11 protein-coding genes are annotated in these 16,895 nt (G+C 63.2%); 6 read left to right on the forward strand and 5 right to left on the reverse strand.

Annotated features, from left to right (window positions below; genetic code table 11):
• Nucleotides 1–2: 2 nt before the first annotated feature.
• From AC1DLO_RS08880 to AC1DLO_RS08900, 5 genes are all read right to left on the reverse strand, one after another.
• Entirely contained in the window at nt 3–6,083 is a 6,081-nt protein-coding gene (locus tag AC1DLO_RS08880) for an Ig-like domain-containing protein (RefSeq protein ID WP_476889255.1), read from the reverse strand.
• 237 nt (nt 6,084–6,320) lie between these two features.
• A complete protein-coding gene (locus tag AC1DLO_RS08885) occupies nt 6,321–7,484 on the reverse strand; it encodes an adenylate/guanylate cyclase domain-containing protein (RefSeq protein ID WP_476889256.1) in 1,164 nt (387 codons plus the stop codon).
• A complete protein-coding gene (locus AC1DLO_RS08890) occupies nt 7,474–8,091 on the reverse strand; it encodes a PH domain-containing protein (RefSeq protein WP_476889257.1) in 618 nt (205 codons plus the stop codon). Before AC1DLO_RS08890 ends, AC1DLO_RS08885 begins: the two co-directional genes overlap by 11 nt.
• On the reverse strand, nt 8,084–8,992 hold the full coding sequence (locus tag AC1DLO_RS08895) for a biotin--[acetyl-CoA-carboxylase] ligase (protein ID WP_184736173.1): 909 nt from the start codon (nt 8,990–8,992) through the stop codon (nt 8,084–8,086). The genes AC1DLO_RS08890 and AC1DLO_RS08895 overlap by 8 nt, the downstream gene beginning before the upstream one ends.
• Before the next feature lie 47 nt (nt 8,993–9,039).
• Nucleotides 9,040–9,939 (reverse strand): SDR family oxidoreductase, encoded by a 900-nt coding sequence (locus AC1DLO_RS08900; protein WP_184736175.1) that lies wholly within the window; start codon nt 9,937–9,939, stop codon nt 9,040–9,042.
• Nucleotides 9,940–10,150: 211 nt separating this feature from the next.
• Here AC1DLO_RS08900 and AC1DLO_RS08905 point away from each other — a divergent pair, with 211 nt between their 5' ends.
• The 6 genes from AC1DLO_RS08905 to AC1DLO_RS08930 all read left to right on the forward strand — a co-directional run bounded on the left by AC1DLO_RS08905 (nt 10,151) and on the right by AC1DLO_RS08930 (nt 16,894).
• A complete protein-coding gene (locus AC1DLO_RS08905; protein WP_476889258.1) occupies nt 10,151–11,734 on the forward strand; it encodes an acyl-CoA carboxylase subunit beta in 1,584 nt (527 codons plus the stop codon).
• Nucleotides 11,731–11,985 carry an acyl-CoA carboxylase epsilon subunit gene (locus AC1DLO_RS08910; RefSeq protein ID WP_476889259.1) on the forward strand — a complete coding sequence of 85 codons (255 nt, stop codon included), beginning with the start codon at nt 11,731–11,733 and terminating at the stop codon, nt 11,983–11,985. The genes AC1DLO_RS08905 and AC1DLO_RS08910 overlap by 4 nt, the downstream gene beginning before the upstream one ends.
• Before the next feature lie 135 nt (nt 11,986–12,120).
• Nucleotides 12,121–13,806: a DUF885 domain-containing protein gene (locus AC1DLO_RS08915; RefSeq protein WP_476914459.1), complete on the forward strand. Its 1,686-nt coding sequence runs from the start codon at nt 12,121–12,123 to the stop codon at nt 13,804–13,806.
• Between the two features lie 286 nt (nt 13,807–14,092).
• Nucleotides 14,093–15,511, forward strand: a complete 1,419-nt coding sequence (locus AC1DLO_RS08920) for a dicarboxylate/amino acid:cation symporter (RefSeq protein ID WP_476889261.1) — start codon at nt 14,093–14,095, stop codon at nt 15,509–15,511.
• 97 nt (nt 15,512–15,608) lie between these two features.
• Nucleotides 15,609–16,100, forward strand: a complete 492-nt coding sequence (locus AC1DLO_RS08925) for a YbjQ family protein (protein ID WP_476889262.1) — start codon at nt 15,609–15,611, stop codon at nt 16,098–16,100.
• A gap of 104 nt (nt 16,101–16,204) precedes the next feature.
• Nucleotides 16,205–16,894 (forward strand): TetR/AcrR family transcriptional regulator, encoded by a 690-nt coding sequence (locus AC1DLO_RS08930; protein ID WP_476889263.1) that lies wholly within the window; start codon nt 16,205–16,207, stop codon nt 16,892–16,894.
• Nucleotide 16,895: the final 1 nt, after the last annotated feature.

Consider the following 16,895-nt stretch of genomic DNA (forward strand, 5'->3'; position numbering starts at 1 on the left):
GGCTAGCATTTGCCTGGCCAGTTGCCGCTGACGAGGTCGATGGTTGTCTCCTTCACGTACCAGCCGGATTTCGCCTGGTTGGTCATGAGATACCACTTTGTGCTGTTGCCGTAGATATTCGACCAGCATTGAACTTGGATAGGACCCCAGGACCGCTCCACCCAACCGACCCCGCAACTCGGGGGGTTGGGAGAAAACGAATCAGGCTGCCCCGGTTTCCCCGGGCAACTGCGCTGATCGGCGGCCTTGACCTGGATGGTGGACAAGGGCGGCACAGGATCAGCTCCCGATGTCGCCGAGGCACTTCCGGCCGGCCCGCAGTCCACCGAGCACGCGCGGACGCGAAGCTGCTTGGTGACATTCCAATTGCCTGTGTTGCGGTCGTCGTTGTTGGCTAGCCCAACTGATGTCCAGGCTCCGCCGTCGTAGCTCACTTCGAAGCGCTGAATGTTCCGGCCGTTGGCCGCCGGGTTGTTCCAAGTCCAGTGCACGGATTGATCGCCTGCACGGGATTGTTGGCCATCCACATTCGGAGCGTTCGGAGGGCCATACGGATTGGCTGTGCCGATCGCTTTGGAGTCCCCGGAGAAGTTGTTCTTGATGGATGTGGCAATGATATTAATCGTGACACTCTGCCCATTCGGCAGGCCGGAAATAGTGCCCCCGCCTGCTGCGATGGAGCCGGATTGGCCGGTGCTCGACGTGTAGCTGTAGCGGATCTCGGTTTCCTGGGAGCCATTGCGTTGCGCGGCGGTCAACGGGGTGAACGTCACGTCGAGCTGTCCGCTGTTGCCGGGAGCCGTGACCGTCCCGCTATTGACGGTGCCAGGTTTGCCTGCCGCCCGGATGGGCGCCGAGCCCGGGCTCGTAGGACTCGTCCCGGCCTTGTTCGTGGCGGACACCGTGAATGTGTAGTCCGCCTCTGAGTTATCCACCACCACGTTCTGCGACGTTGCCGGCACTTGTTGGGTGGCGACGACGGCGCCGCCCCGCAGCGTGGTCAGCGTGTAGGAGGAGACGGCGTCGCCGTTGTTGTTGGGTGGACTCCAGCTGACCCGCAACTGGCTCTGGGTCCCGACTGGTTGTGCACCCGAGACCATAGGCGCCGACGGCGTGGCCGGTACCCCGGCGGGAACCTCTGCCGCGGAATACGGACTCCATTCCGAGGGTTCCTTGGCATCATTGCGTGCCAGGACCCGCACCTTGTATGAAACGCCGTTCTGCAGTCCCTTCCAGACGTAGCTGGCAGATGCCAGGTTCTGGATCTGCGGGTTTTGACCTGGGGGCGCGGGCGAGATCTCGAGGTCGTAGGACTTGATGGGCGAACCCTTGCTGGCAGGAGCCACCCAGGTCACGGTGAGCTGCTTGTCGCCGAACTTCAAAACCGGAGCAGCCGGGGTGTCCGGCTTCACGTCCGGCCGAACTTCCGCTGAGGCCGCCGATGGCGCGGATTCACCGAACTCGTTGGTGGCGGTCACAGTGAAGTGGTATTTCACGTTGTTGCTCAGCCCGTTGAGGGTGCACGTATTGGCCGGGCAATCCTGTTGGAAGCGTTCTCCGCGCACCGTGTACTTGGTGATGGGTGCACCGCGGTCCGCCGGAGCGTTCCAGTTGAGCAAGGCGGTGCTATCCCCCACGCTCTGTGCTTGGGGAGTTGTGGGTGCAAGGGGCTTGTCTTTGACGGTCAGGCGAATCCGTGCGGTGGCATAGCGGGACGTTTCCTCGGTTTTGTCCGCCACCGTGTACGAAACCACCATGGTGCCGGTGAAGCCCGAGGCTGGGTTTACCGTCACCGAGTTTCCACTGATCGCCGCAGTTCCTTGGCCCGTTTCAGTTGCAACGCTGACAACTTTCAGCGGCGTTTCCGGGAAGGGATTGGAATCGTTGTCCACGACATTGATGGTGACCGGTTTTCCGGCCGCCGCATTGGGCTCGACGTCGTCGTTGGCTACCGCTTTGGGGCGGTTCGACGCCGTCGCGCTGAGTTTGTAGCTTGCCGTCGCTTCAAGTCCGCGCGGATCTTTGGCCTTGACCTGGACGGTTCCATTGGTCCCGGGGCGAGTCCCGTTGTCGGCTGAGGCCCTCAAGGTCTGGCCTTCGATGCCAACGGTGAAGCCCGCAGGGCTGCCGCCGACAATCTCGTAGCGCATCTTCTGGACGTCGTCTTGGTCAGGGTCCGAGGTGAGCTTCGCCAAATCGGTTCCCACAGTGTCGCTTTGTGGAACCTCAATGCTGCTGCCCAGCAAGGTGGGCGGATGGTTAGTGTTCGGGTCCGGGAGAACCTTGGTGCGGATACTCAAGATGGACTTCAAGCCATTGGGATCGTCGGGGCCGGAGCCGTCGGTGACTTCGAAGGTGATGGAGCCCGGACCCACATAGTCCTTGCCTGCGGTGTACTTGATCGCGGTGCCGTTGTTGGCCACGGGGTCCCCGTCATCGGCACCGATGAGCTTGATCCGGTCAGTCTGTGTCAGGCGTGGGCTGTGCCCTTCGCGGACTTTCACCCATTCTCCAAGATCCGCCGTAACGGACTGGCCGGCGAGCATCTCGATAATGTCGTCCTTTGCCAGGGTCGGGATCTGTTGCCCAACGCCCGGAACCCAAATGATCGCTGTGGCCTTCAAACCGTCCACGTCTTCCACCGTGTAGGGAATCAGCTGGGGCTTTTCGGTCAGCTGCACCACGACGTGGCCGTCGGGGCCGGGTTTGGCCGTTGCGGCGTCCGTGGAGACCTTGAGATTCTCGCCGACGCCGTCGGGATCTTCGTCATTCTTCAGGACAGGCACGTCGACGGCGGTCTTGCCAAGGGTCTGGGCGGATGTCACGCGGTCGTCGCGGGCGATGGGCGCCCGCAGCGGGATGTCATTCTTGACGATCACGCGGATGCTTGCGTCTCCCACCGCGCCGCGGTCATCAACCACGGAATACCCGACGTTGACCGTGCCCTCTTTGTTGGGCGCCGTCAACAGGATCCTTCCGCTGCTCTTGCTGACGTGGGCCTGCAGGGCGGGGTCGGCCTCGATGCTGTCGCCCTTGATTCCGATGGGGTCGCCGTCAGGATCGGTGTCGTTGGCAAGGGCGTCCACCGCGATTTGCCGGCCTGGGCGGACGTTCACCTCGTCGTCCACAGGGGCGGGCTTGTGGTTCTCGTCGCCGCGAGGAGCAATGCCCACCGTCACGGTTCCGGTGTTGACTGCTCCTTGCCGGTCGACCACCTTGTAGCGGAAGGTGTCCGTGCCCGCACCGTCGCCGGCGGCCACGAAGTCGATGAAGTTGCTGCCCACAGTCGCGGTTCCCATGCCGGGAGTGCTGTCGATTCCGGTCAGCTGGACGGAATCGCCGTCGGGGTCGATGCCGTCCAAGGGCGCTGGAATCCTGACGGTGCCACCGGCCACCACGCGGGCAGTAAGGTTCTGCGGCTGGGGCCGCGAATTCGTGGCCCCTTCAAGGGGAAGGACGTGGATGGTCACAGCGGCCGCGCTCTTCTGTCCTTGCGGATCCACGGCGTTGTAGATGGCGCGCACGGTCTTTGGAACGGGACCGGCGATAAACCGCAAGGTGTCTTCGGAGACGAATGCCTTGCCGTCCGCTTCGGGAATGGGCTGGGCGAGCACAGGATCCACCGAGAGTTTCTCGCCTTGCGGGTGGGTGTCGTTGGCAAGAACGGGAATGGTGACGACGTCGTTGACCCGAACGTTGACTTCGTCAGGCTTGGGCTGCGGAGCCTCCACGACGGCAGGAGCCGGCACCGGGACGACGGATACCGTTCCGGTGGCTGACTTGCGGCCGTTGGACATCGTGTAGTGGAAGACAAGCGGTTCCTTGGTGCCCACGATGTCGCTGACGCGGAGCACGCTATGGTCGATCACGTTGACCGAGACGGTGCTGTTCTCCGGCAGCGAGACCGACTGCAGGACCAGCACTCCTCCGGATGGGTCGGAATCGTTCGCGAGCGGATCCACGAGGACGCTGCCACCTACCGGCAAAAGGGCCACATCATGCACGGCCACGGGCGAACCGGTATCTTTGCCGGATTCCACATCGACGCGGATGAGGCCTTGGCTGCTCTGCGGGCCATTGCTCGCAATGTAGCTCAAGTACACCGGTCCCGGAGTGGAACTGCGGAAGGTGAACGTTCCGCCGTCGGTCACGGGACCGAGTTCCGCCGGCCCCGCGGCCTCCACATGGGCGAGCCGCAAGGCGCCGCCGTTGGGGTCGACGTCGTTCTTCAGCGGCGAGATCACCAGATCCTGCCCGACGACGGCGGTGACGTGATCGGCGTTGACCACCGGAGCGAGGGCGCCGGGAGGCTGGACGTTGACCACCACGCGGCCGGTTGTGGTGGCGCGGCCATCCCACACGGTGACGGTGACGTTTTTCTTACCCGGTGTGGCCCCCGAATCCTGGTAAGTCAGGAGCCCGTCCCTGCGGATCTTGACCTGGTCCTGTTCGTTGTCGGCTTTGGCATCCATCAGGACAAGGTCGTCGCCGTCCGGGTCCATCCAGTCAGAAAGAATGTTCTGGCTCACCGTCTTGCCCTGCTCGACCAGCAACGTGGTGGGATCGGAGCGCTTGAAGACCGGGGCTTTGTTCTCGTCGGGGCCCACGACGTGGAGCGTGACCTTTCCGCTCGCGGACAGCCCGCGGCCGTCCGCGGCGCTGTAGTCGAAGGTTTCCGTACCCGGCTTGGCATCGGCGGGCACGGTTAGTTGGAAGGCCGAGCCGCCGTAAATGCTCTCCAGGACGCCCGATTTAGTGCCGTTGCCGCCTACCGAGGCGGTGAGTACATCGCCGTCGGGGTCCGTATCGTTATCCAGCACACCAAGGACGGTGGTGCGCCCGGGCCGCACACCAAACTCATCGGGCTTGGTTTCGGGCGGCCTATTGGGCTTGGTACGGTCCGGCAGGACGTTGATAGTGTTGTTATCCGCAGAATCCTTGTCCTGGTCGTTGGACTGATTCTTGGGCGGGACCACATCATCCCAATTGTTGACGAGCTGCATGTTCTGGTTGACCAACCAGACGTTGCCCGAGTTCACGTCGTTGAGCACCACCAGATCGCGGTTGACCCGGAAGACGTAGCTTGGGGCCGAGCTGGCCTTCGGAACGTCCACGTTCTTGTCGTCAGCATCATTGGCGCAATCGCGGATGTACTTGTTGGCGCCTGCCCAAGCCGCATGTACGCAGCCCGAAACCTGGACCGGCACGGCGGGAATGCCCTGCCCATCGAAGGTCACGGTGGCAGCTGTGGAGCCATCGAGCGGCTGCTTGATGAGCGCCTTTTGGGTGGCAATGGCCACGAAACCGCTTTCTGCGCCGCTTTGCTGAAGCTTGGCATCGCGGGCATCCTGCAGCGAAAGACGGCGACCGCCCGGCAGGAAAAGGTTCGCGCGTGCAGCATCCAGGATCACGGGCTCGTCCCCCACCACTGCTATCTGGAGGTCTCCTGCTCCCTTGAGTTCCTCAATCCGGGTCACTTGGGCGTCCGTCTTTTCACCGTTGGCGTCCACCGTTGTGACCGTGACCTCGCCTTTCTGCGGGTCTGCACTGTAGATGCGGTTGTCGGTTCCTACCGCGGAAACCGTCCCTGCCGAACCTAGAAGGACGGCGTCGGTGGATCCCTCGTTGAAAGCGTTGACCGTGGATGGGGACAGTGCCCACACCTTCCCCCGGACGGGATCCGTCACAGACAGCACCCGGGAACCGAAACTCACTTCAGAGGAAGGCGGCAATTGTTTGTCGCCGCCGAGACGCATGTTCGCTGCGGACACTTGGTTGATGGTGGACCCCGAGCCGTCATCAACGAAAACTTCGCCGGCATCCTGGAGGACATCGAAGTTGGTACTGGCCGGGGTGACGGCGCCGTCGAGGACTTTGGAGGGATAGTTCAACCGTCCCACGGCGTTCTTGGTTTTGCTGACCACCCAGACGCCGCCGTCGTTAAGATCAACCTCGGCTGTCTTGAATCCCGGGTACAGTACGGCACCGGTCACAAGCAACGCAGTTGCCGCCGTAAGACCGGTGATGGTGATGAACTTGCTTCGGCGCTTCTTGAGCCCCCACTTGCCGAATAATGCCGTCACAGCGTTTCAATCCCTTGCATCACAGCCACCCCCAGGCGGCCCTCGAACTTTGCGGCTTGCGCCGGTGCTCGTGAGATTCCGCCGTACCCCCATACGGCGGCGGAATTGAGTCCCTACGACTATCGCATGTGAGACCCTGCTATTCCAAGAGCGGCCTAACCACGAAGGCAATCCAGCGTAGGCCGAAGTTCCCGGGGCACGCCATGGGGAGGACTCCCCATGAGCGCCTCTCCCGGATCAGTCGAGAACCAGGCCTTTGCCAAGGCCGCGTGCAAGCCGGACGGGGAGGATCTCCCCGAAGCCACGAACGTTCTCAGCGGTTTGGGGAACCAGGACGAAACGTTCGTCCTGGCCCAGGGCTGCCGCCGTCATCTCATCGACCAGGACCGTTCCCGGTTCCGCCAGCGCGGTGAGGCGGGCCGCGAGGTTGACGGTGGGGCCGTAGATGTCGCCGAGCCGGGAAAGGATCCGTCCCCAGACCATGGCCACGCGGGCTTCGGGCAGGATTTCGTCTTCGGTGAAGGCCTGAGCGAGCGCCAAGGAGATTTCAGCGCCGGCGGCCGGCGTCTCGGCAATGTAGAGGACTTCGTCGCCGACCGTCTTGACGAGGCGTCCGCCGCCGATGGAAATGATCTCCGCGCACTTGTTCTCGAAGCGCTGGACCAGCTGGGCCAGGGTCTTCTCGTTCATGCGGCGGGACAGGCTCGTGTAGGAGACAAGGTCGGCAAAGCCCACGGCGCGCGCCAAGGGCAAGGGGGCGTCGTCTTCGTCGCCTTCGCGGCCCGCCTCGCTGGCCTGCAAGCCGGCTTCGGCGCGGACGGCCAAGCGCTGCACGCCGGCGTTCATTTGGCGGCGCCACGAGTACAAGAGGATCTCTTCCATGGCATCCACGAGGTTGGGCAGTTCATTGACCAACTGCTTGCGAGCAACCGCATCGGGGATGCCTTGTTGCACCACCATGTCCTCGATCAACGCCTCGACCTGCCACACCACCATGCGGTCGGTCATTTGGCCGATGGCACGCGTCACGGAAATGGCGGCTTCCTCGGTGAGCTTGCCAGCACGGACAAGATCAAGAATGGTGGACAGCGCGGCGAGGTCGCGCTCCGTGAATGCTACGTCTTGGTCTCCGAAGTTGGGGAAACCCAGCGCGCGCCACAGTTTGCGGGCGGACAGCAAGGAGACACCTGCACCCGCAGCCACTTCACGTCGCCGGAGTTTGCGTTCGCCCCCTAGCAACCTGCTTTCAAGCGCCTTGATGGCCAGCCGCTCGGCTGACAGGGCGCCGGTGGGCGGGGACACGACGGGGAGGACCCCCGTTGCGGCGGGGCCCACGGAAGGTTCGGGCACGGCGTCGGGCTCGTGGTCCATGTACTCAGGCTCCTGCTCGTCAACGCTCATCTCTTCCACCTTCTCTCACATCCCAGGGCAACGCTTCATTCGGGTACTCGGTAACACCGTCAGTCCCCGTCACCGCGCCGGGCTCAAACCTGGCACCCGCCGGAAGCTCGGCCATGGCTTCCAGGATGAAACTCCTGAATTTGCCCACCTCCGGGACATCCGCAAGAACGGCGTCGCCGGGGTGCCCGGTATCCAAGGATATATTCCCGGAGCGCAATATCCGTTGGAGCAGCGATTGTTTGATCCCCACGCTGCGCACCGCGACCAACGGCACCTGCCAGTCGCCCCTCCGAAGCATTCCAAAACGGGCAACTATCCGTCCGCTGGTCAGGATGTACCGTATGCCACGCCAGCGAATGAACGCGGGGAGGCTGTAACCGAGCAGCACGATCGCCACAATAGCCAGGCACGCGCCCACCAGCCATGGGGTCCACTCACTCGTGATGACGGGAAGCAACTTGGCCGGTCCGCCTTTGACTATCCATGCACAGGCGAAGGCCGCCGCAGCGGGGACCAGTATGAATGCCAGGACGGGACCAAAGAGCATCCTTGGCTGCTGCCGCGTGATCACGATGACTTGCTCCCCACGCAGGAGCTCTCTACGCATAACCGCTTTCTGTGGCCCTCAGGTGGACGACGTCGCCGGCGGTCACCACGTGCTCGCGGCCACCATGGTCCACCACCAAAAGGGAACCATACTCATCCAACCTGGACGCATGCCCCACCAACTCGAGGTCGCCGGGCAGATGGGCTTTCACTTCGCGTCCCAAGGTGACCATGACAGCTTCCACCCGCTTGTGCAGGGACGAGCCGCCAGCCAATCCCGCAGTCGGGTCGCCGTCGGCATTGCAGAAACTGCGGTAGAGCGCTGCGAAACGTGACAAATAGTTCTGGAGAATCACGGTGCGGTCCGTAGTGGTGGCGCCCTCGAGCAGGAGGGACGTCGCCGTAGGGACAGGCAATTCATCCCCGCGGAGCGTCACGTTGAGGCCGGTACCCAGGATCACGGCGGGAACTGTTCCGTCCCCCATCGGCCCCATCTGGGCGAGGATTCCTGCGATCTTCTTGCCGCGCACCAGGACGTCGTTGGGCCACTTGATCTCGGCGGGAAGGCCAGCCGTTTCCAGGAGCGTCTCCCGCAAGGCAAGCGCACCCAGCAGGGACAGCCAGGAGTAGCTTTGGGTCGCAACAGGCAAGCCTTGGGAATTGACGGGACGCAGGACGATCGAAACGGAGATCGCCGAGCGGGCAGGAGCCTCCCAGTGACGGTCGAGCCTGCCCCGCGCCGCCGTCTGGTGCTCGGCGGTGAGGACCGCGAGGTCGGTCCACTCCTTGGGTTCCGTGGTGACAGCGCGCAGCAGATCGGCATTGGTGGAGCCGGTGGTCTCGACAATCTTCAGTTGCGAAATACCAGCGGCCGCGAGGAACTCGGGGTGAAGCAGGGCATCGCGGTCCAGGCCCAAACGCGGGTCACGTGGTTCGCTGCTGGCAGGCTGTTCGGCGTCCATAGACAGAATCCTATCCAGCCAAGCTGGTCCCGGAAGAAGATGTCCGCTTAGAGGAAGATGTCGGCCACCAGCTTCTCCTCCGGGGCTCCCAGGCTGTAGGGCGTGAAGTCTGTGACCCCTGCGGCCCTGAGTACCTGTTCGTCCGTGTAGAAGTTGCCGGTTTTGCTGGTTGAACCGGCCGAGCCTGCGGTCAAGTGTGACCCGGTCAGGACGGCGTGGGCCGCGTCGGCCATGATTTCAGGGCCTCGGGCGGCTTGGACAATCTGTTCCCCGCCCGGCATATTTCGGATGGCGGCGGTGTCGATCAGCGTGCAGGGCCACAAGGAGTTGACCGCCACGCCGTCGTTCTTGAGTTCTTCGGCGAGGCCCAGCGTGGTGAGGCTCATGCCGTACTTGGCCATGGTGTAGGCAAGGTGCATGCCAGCCCACTTCGGATCAAGGTTCAAGGGCGGAGAAAGAGTCAGGATGTGGGAATTGCCGGATTTCCGCAGGGCGGGCAGCGCGAGCTTGGACAGCAAAAAGGTGCCACGGACGTTGATGTCCTGCATGAGGTCATAGCGCTTCATGTCAATCGCGTCAGTGCGGGAGAGGTCGATCGCCGAAGCGTTGTTGACCACGACGTCGATCCCGCCAAAGCGTTCGACGGCGGCGGCAACCGCCGCGGCAACGTCGCCGTCGTTGCGGACATCCCCGACGAGCGGCAGCGCTTGGCCGCCGGCTGCTTCCAATTGCTCGGCAGCCGTGAAGACCGTGCCTTGCAGCTTGGGGTGGGGTTCTCCGGTCTTGGCCATGAGAACGATGTTGGCGCCGTCGCGGGCCGCGCGGGTGGCGATTGCCAAGCCGATGCCTCGGCTGCCGCCGGACATCAGGATGGTGCGGCCCCTCAGTGATCCACGCGCCTGGTAAGGAAGGGCAGGGTTTGCAGAAGCGTCGTTGCTTGAGGTCATGAGGACACTGTAGCCCAACTATGTTACCGGCGAGTAACATTGCTTGATGCTCGACTTGAAGTCGGAAAATTGTAGGGTTTCTACAGCGGTCTGTGGCTTTTGCGTCATTAGACTAGCCAACAGGGCCCGCACTTTGTACGGATGCTACTTAAGAGCGCATGCCTAACGAAGCAGTGCCAGCGTAAATCAGCTACAGAGCCGGAGACATTTGATGAGCCACGATCTGACAACGACAGCGGGAAAGATTGCCGACTTCCGCGACCGCCAGGCCCGTGCAGAACAACCTTCCGGCCCCGAAGCCATCGAGAAACAGCATGCCCGCGGCAAGAACACCGCCCGCGAACGCATCGACATGCTCCTCGATGAAGACTCCTTTGTAGAATTCGACGCCTTGGCAGTCCACCGCTCCACCGCGTTCGGCATGGAAAAGAAAAAGCCCCTCGGCGACGGCGTCGTCTCGGGCTATGGCACTGTCGACGGCCGCCTCGTTGCCATCTACAGCCAGGAGTTCAGCGTCTACGGCGGTTCCCTGAGCCAGGTCAACGGCGAGAAGATCGTCAAGGTCCAGGAATTCGCCCTCCGCAACGGCTGCCCGATGGTGGGCATCAACGACGGTGGCGGCGCGCGCATCCAGGAAGGCGTCGCCTCGCTGGCGATGTTCGCCGACATCTTCCGGAACAACGTCCACTCTTCCGGCGTCGTCCCCCAGATTTCCCTCATCATGGGCCCGTGCGCCGGCGGCGCCGCCTACTCCCCCGCCCTCACCGACTACGTGGTGATGGTGGACAAGACCTCCCATATGTTCATCACCGGCCCTGACGTCATCAAAACCGTCACCGGCGAAGACGTGGACATGGAAACCCTTGGCGGTGCGCGCCAGCACAACGCCACCACCGGCACTTCCACATACCTCGCCAGCGACGAAGCGGACGCGATCGAGTTCGTCCGCGAACTCCTGGATTTCCTGCCGTCCAACAACCTCTCCGAGGCACCCGTCCTGGAGCACGAGCAAGAACTAGAGCTCGACGACGACGACCTCGCCCTGGACGCTCTCATCCCGGACTCGGCCAACCAGCCCTATGACATGCGCAAGGTCATCGAGCAGATCGTGGATGACGCCCATTTCCTCGAAATGCAGTCGCTCTATGCCCCCAACGTGATCATCGGCTATGGCCGGGTTGAAGGCCACACCGTCGGTATCGTGGCCAACCAGCCCATGCAGTTCGCCGGCACGCTGGACATCTCCGCCTCGGAAAAGGCCGCCCGCTTTGTCCGCCATTGCGATGCCTTCAACGTTCCCATCATCACTTTGGTGGACGTCCCCGGCTTCCTGCCCGGCAAAGACCAGGAATTCCAGGGCATCATCCGCCGCGGTGCCAAGCTGCTTTACGCCTACGCCGAAGCCACCGTGCCCAAGCTGACGGTCATCACCCGCAAGGCCTACGGCGGAGCGTACATCGTGATGGGATCCAAGAAGCTCGGCGCAGACCTCAATCTGGCCTGGCCCACGGCACAGATCGGCGTCATGGGCGCCCAGGGTGCCGTCAACATCCTGTACCGCCGCGATCTTGCCGCCGTTGCCGAGGCCGGTGGCAACGTCGAGGGCAAGCGTGCCGAGATCATCCGCCAGTACGAGGAAGAACTCCTCAACCCCTACCAGGCAGCCGAGCTGGGCTACGTGGACGCCGTCATCGCGCCGTCGGAGACGCGCCTGCAGATCATCAAGGGCCTCCGCGCCCTCCGCGACAAGCGCGCCAGCCTGCCCACCAAGAAGCACGGAAACATCCCCCTGTGAGCGTCGAACAGAACCTTCCAGACTCCGGGCCTGATTCCACTGGTGCGAGGCCGGCCGAGCCGTTGCTTTCAGTGGTCAAGGGAAGCCCGACGCCGGAAGAGCTCGCGGCGCTTGCCGCCGTCGTCGCCTCCCTCGAAGCGCCGGAGGAAGCCGAGACCCCAAAACTCAGCACCCGGCACTGGCTGCGGCGGCAGCAACTGCGCCTGGACCCCACCCCGGGGCCGGGCGCCTGGAAGCGGAGTCGGGGCTAGGTTCCGCGGTACCCAACTGAGTCGCATTTAATGTCGTTTTGAAGGCTCAGAACGACATTAAATGCCAGCCAGTTGGGTTGGCCGAAGAGTGCAACAACCCTTTCACAAGATTCTTGTCGCGGTTAGGCTCTTGGAGTGACTACTCCTAACACAGTTCCGGCACGCCTCCAGACTGCCATCGACGCAGTCGCCGACGCCTACACGGACACCCTCCTTGCCCTTAACCCGAGCCTCGCCACCACGCTCGGCCTGCCCGGACACGAAACCGAGTACCAGGATTTCTCGCCCGCGGGCGCGGCTGCATTCGCCAAGGCAGCACGCCGAACGCTCGACGAGCTGGCCGCCCTCGAACCCACGGACGCCTCCGATGTCATCACCCTTGACGCGATGCGCGAACGGCTAGGCTTGGCACTCGAGATCCACGAGTCCGGCTGGGACGCCGCGGAGCTGAACAACATCGAATCTCCGGCCCAAACCATCCGCGCGATCTTCGACCTCATGCCCACCGACACAGCCGAACACTGGGAGCACATCGCCGGCCGGGCGGCCAACGTTCCAGCGGCGATCGATGGGTACATCGCCTCGCTGCGTTCCGCCCTGAACGCAGGAAAAGTCTCCGCGGTCCGCCAAGTCAAGATCGTCATCGAACAGACCAGCAAATACGCGGCCCAGGACGGCTTCTTCGCCAAGCTAGCCTCCGGAGCCGCCATCGACGGCCAGCCGCTGCCGGCGGAACTGCAGGAAAAGCTCGACGCCGGTACCGCCGTCGCGCGGTCCGCATACTCGCGCCTGGCCGCCTTCCTCCAAGCAGAGCTCCTGCCCTTTGCGCCGGAAAAGGACGCCGTGGGCCGCGAGCGCTACGCTCTTGCCTCGCGTTCCTTCCTTGGAGCGACAGTGGACCTGGAGGAAACCTACGCCTGGGGTGTGCAGGAACTCGACAGGCTCATCGCCGAGCAGGAGCGCGTGGCCGAGCAAATCAAGCCCGGCGCATCCATCGAGGAGGCCAAAGCAATCCTCGACAACGATCCAGGCCGGCAGATCAAGGGCACCGATGCCCTCAAAGCCTGGATGCAGGAACTCTCCGACCGCGCAGTATCCGAACTGGCTGACGTCCACTTCGACATCCCCGACATCATGAAGACGCTCGAATGCCGTATCGCGCCCACAGACGAAGGCGGCATCTACTACACCGGCCCCTCGGACGACTTCTCCCGGCCTGGCCRCATGTGGTGGTCCGTCCCCGCAGGCGAAGACACGTTCACCACTTGGGCCGAGACCACCACGGTCTTCCACGAAGGCGTGCCCGGTCACCACCTCCAGGTGGCCACCGCCGTCTACCGCCGCGAGCTCCTTAACAACTGGCGGCGCAACGTCTGCTGGGTCTCCGGACACGGCGAAGGCTGGGCCCTGTACGCCGAGAAGCTCATGCTGGAGCTCGGCTACCTTAAGGATCCAGGCGACCACATGGGCATGCTGGACATGCAGCGCATGCGCGCAGCCCGCGTGGTGTTCGATATCGGCGTCCACCTTGAGCTGGAAGTACCGGAGCGTTGGGGCAGCGGCCCATGGACATCGGAAAAGGGCTTCGAATTCCTGAAGGCCAACCTTCCCATCAGCGCGGGCCAGCTCCAGTTCGAATTCACCCGATACCTCGGCTGGCCGGGGCAGGCCCCGTCGTACAAGGTAGGCCAACGGTTGTGGGAGAAGATCCGGGCTGAACTTGAGCGCCGCGACGGCTTTGACCTGAAGTCCTTCCACACAGACGCGCTGAACATCGGCTCTGTTGGCCTGGATACGCTCAAGCGCGCTTTGCTGGGGTGACCCAACTGACTCGCATTTGTTGTCGTTTTGAACGCTCAAAACGACAACAAATGCGGGGGCCCACGCCGCCAGGGTTCCCTGGCCGACCTTGCGAGGCGAGGGTGGCGGTGGGGACTAGATGGGTTGACCATACGAGATCTTTCCCACATTCCGTCTGGGAATAACTTCATAAATGGGTGAATCGGCGGCGAATTCGCAAGCTTCTTGGGTAGTTGCTCGAATTTGAGAACGTAACATTTCTCAACGTCGGGTCGCGGTGGTATTTGTCGGGGCCTAGTTTGTTCCGGTGAGCAATTCATCCAACACTTTGACTTCCGCCGGCAAGACTGCGTCCCGGCTTCCCAAGTGGGCAACGTCCTTCGGCGTCCAGATCATCGCGGCCCTGGTGATCGGCCTGGCGCTCGGCCTTTTGGCCAAGGCCACCGGCAGCACCAAGACGGCTCCCAACGGACTCGGCGCCACATTGCAAACCATCGGTTCCAGCTACGTCTCGCTGCTGCAGACCGCCGTCGTGCCCTTGATCTTCACCGCCGTGGTGAGTTCCATCGCGAACCTTCGCCAGGTGTCCAATGCGGCTAGGCTGGCGTGGAACACCCTGCTCTGGTTTGCCATCACCTCGCTCATCGCGGTGCTGATCGGCATCGGACTAGGCGTGCTCCTGCAGCCGGGCGCCGGTACGGGCATCACCAAGAAGGCCGAATATGCCGGGACCACCGGCGACTGGTGGGCATTCCTCACCGGCCTGTTCCCGAAGAACTTCCTGGGCCTGGGCGCTAGCACCACCGTTACCAACGGCGTCGCGAGCACTTCGGTCAGCTTCAACGTCCTGCAGATCCTGGTGATCGCCATCGCCGTCGGAGTCGCAGCCCTCAAGGTCGGCAAGCAAGCCGAACCGTTCCTGAACCTCAATGCCTCCGCCCTGGCCGTCATCCAGAAGGTCCTCTGGTGGATCATCCGGATCGCCCCGCTGGGCACCATCGGCCTGATCGGTAACGCTGTGGCAGTCTACGGTTGGGACACCATTGGCTCGCTTGGCAAGTTCACAGTGGCGATCTACGTAGGCCTTGCCCTGGTGCTGTTCGTGGTCTACCCCATCCTGGTCAAGACCCATGGACTGTCCGTCAAGCAGTACTTCTCGGGCGTGTGGCCGGCCGTGCAGCTGGCGTTCGTCTCGCGCTCCTCGATCGGCACGCTGCCGCTCACGCAGCGCGTCACGGAGCGCAACCTCGGCGTTCCCCAGGGCTACGCTTCATTCGCCGTCCCACTGGGAGCGACAACCAAGATGGACGGTTGCGCAGCCGTCTACCCGGCCGTTGCCGCGATCTTCGTGGCCCAGTTCTTCGGCGTCAACCTGGACATCAGCCAGTACCTGCTGATCGTGGTGGTTTCGGTTCTTGGTTCTGCGGCAACTGCGGGCACCACGGGCGCCGTGGTCATGCTCACCCTGACCCTGTCCACGCTGGGACTGCCGCTCGCCGGCGTCGGGCTTCTCCTGGCCATCGACCCCATCCTGGACATGGGCCGCACAGCTGTCAACGTGGCCGGACAGGCTCTGGTTCCCGCTATCGTCGCCAAACGCCAGGGCATCCTGGACGAATCGCTCTACAACGCGCCCCGCAAGGGAAAGGCATTCGCCACTGAGGACGACGCAGTCTCTTCGGAGCCGGCTGACAAGAGTCGCGAACTCGCGGACGCCAAGGCCTAGCGGAGGCCCACCATCGCAAGGACGAATCCCCGGGTAATGCCCTAGGGATTCGTCCTTTTAACGGTGCGAACGGGTGAATTCTGGATAGGCTCTGTCCATGCTGATCGTCACCTCAAACAAGATTCCGGGCCACAGGATCGACGCGGTCTTTGGCGAAGTCATGGGCCTCACCGTCCGCTCCCGGGATATCGGCGCCCAAGTGATGGCAGGTTTCCGCTCCCTCGGCGGCGGCGAACTGCCCGAAATGACCAAGGCCCTCTATGAGAGCCGCCAGGAAGTCATGGCCCGCATGGTCAACGAGGCGCAGCAGCGTGGCGCCAACGCGATCGTGGCCATGCGCTTCGACACGTCCGAGATGGGCGGCAACTGGACCGAGGTGTGCGCCTATGGCACCGCGGTCTTCGCCATCCCCTTGGCCGAAGGCGAGCCCGGTGCCACAGGACAATCGATCTACTTGACCAGCGCCGCAGCTCAGCAATCCGCCCAGCAGCCCGCGACGCCGGGACAAACGCCGCCGCCGGCACCGCCAGCGCCCGGACAGTTCCAGCAGCCCCCTCCGCACTCTCCCCAGCAACCTTTCCAGCAGTAAAGCAGTCAACAACGGCCGGCGACGCACAAGCGTCTCCGGCCGGTTGCTCTGGCGAGCGAAGATTTAACTTGCCCAGAGTGCAAAGTTGCACTTAGTGTAACTAAGTGAGCACTCTCGAAACCGCTGCGCTCCCCTCGCGCCGGGAACAGAACAAACTGGCCACCCGCCAAGCGATCGCTGACGCGGCCCTCGCCGTGTTGCGCAGCGAGGGAGTTGGAAATTTCACGGTGGAGGACATCGCGGAAGAGGCCGGCGTATCCCGGCGGACGTTCTTCAACTATTTCCCCAGCCTCGAAGCCGCCTTGGCCTCCGTGACCGAGGGCTTCCTGGACCATGCGCTGGAACAGTTCCGCTTGCGCCCGTCAGGTGAACCTATCCTCGAATCCGCCCGCGCCGCCCTGATGGCATTGGCTGACCCCATGACGGTCTCCCCCATGGCCGAGCTCTTCAGCCTGACCCAGGACAACCGGGCCTTGGCACGCTCCGAACTCGAAGCTTGGGACCACTGCACCACGCAGATCATCGACGCCGCCCGGCACCGCTTGGGACCGGACACCAACGAGCTCTATTTGCGGGCCTTGGCCGGATCCATCATTTCCTGCGGCAAGGCAGCAATGAGCGTGTGGTTCGAACAACACGGCCCGGATCTTTCCCCTGAATCCTTGGCAAACCTGCGTCAGCACTTGATCGACGCAATAGGCCTGCTCGGTTCAGGCTTCACGGCTGCAACGGCTTCCCATGCCACGGCCCGCCACGGCGCAGAGCCCTCGGCTGACACGCAACACCAGGCATAAC

The sequence above is a fragment of the Arthrobacter sp. 01T419 genome (assembly GCF_056398865.1).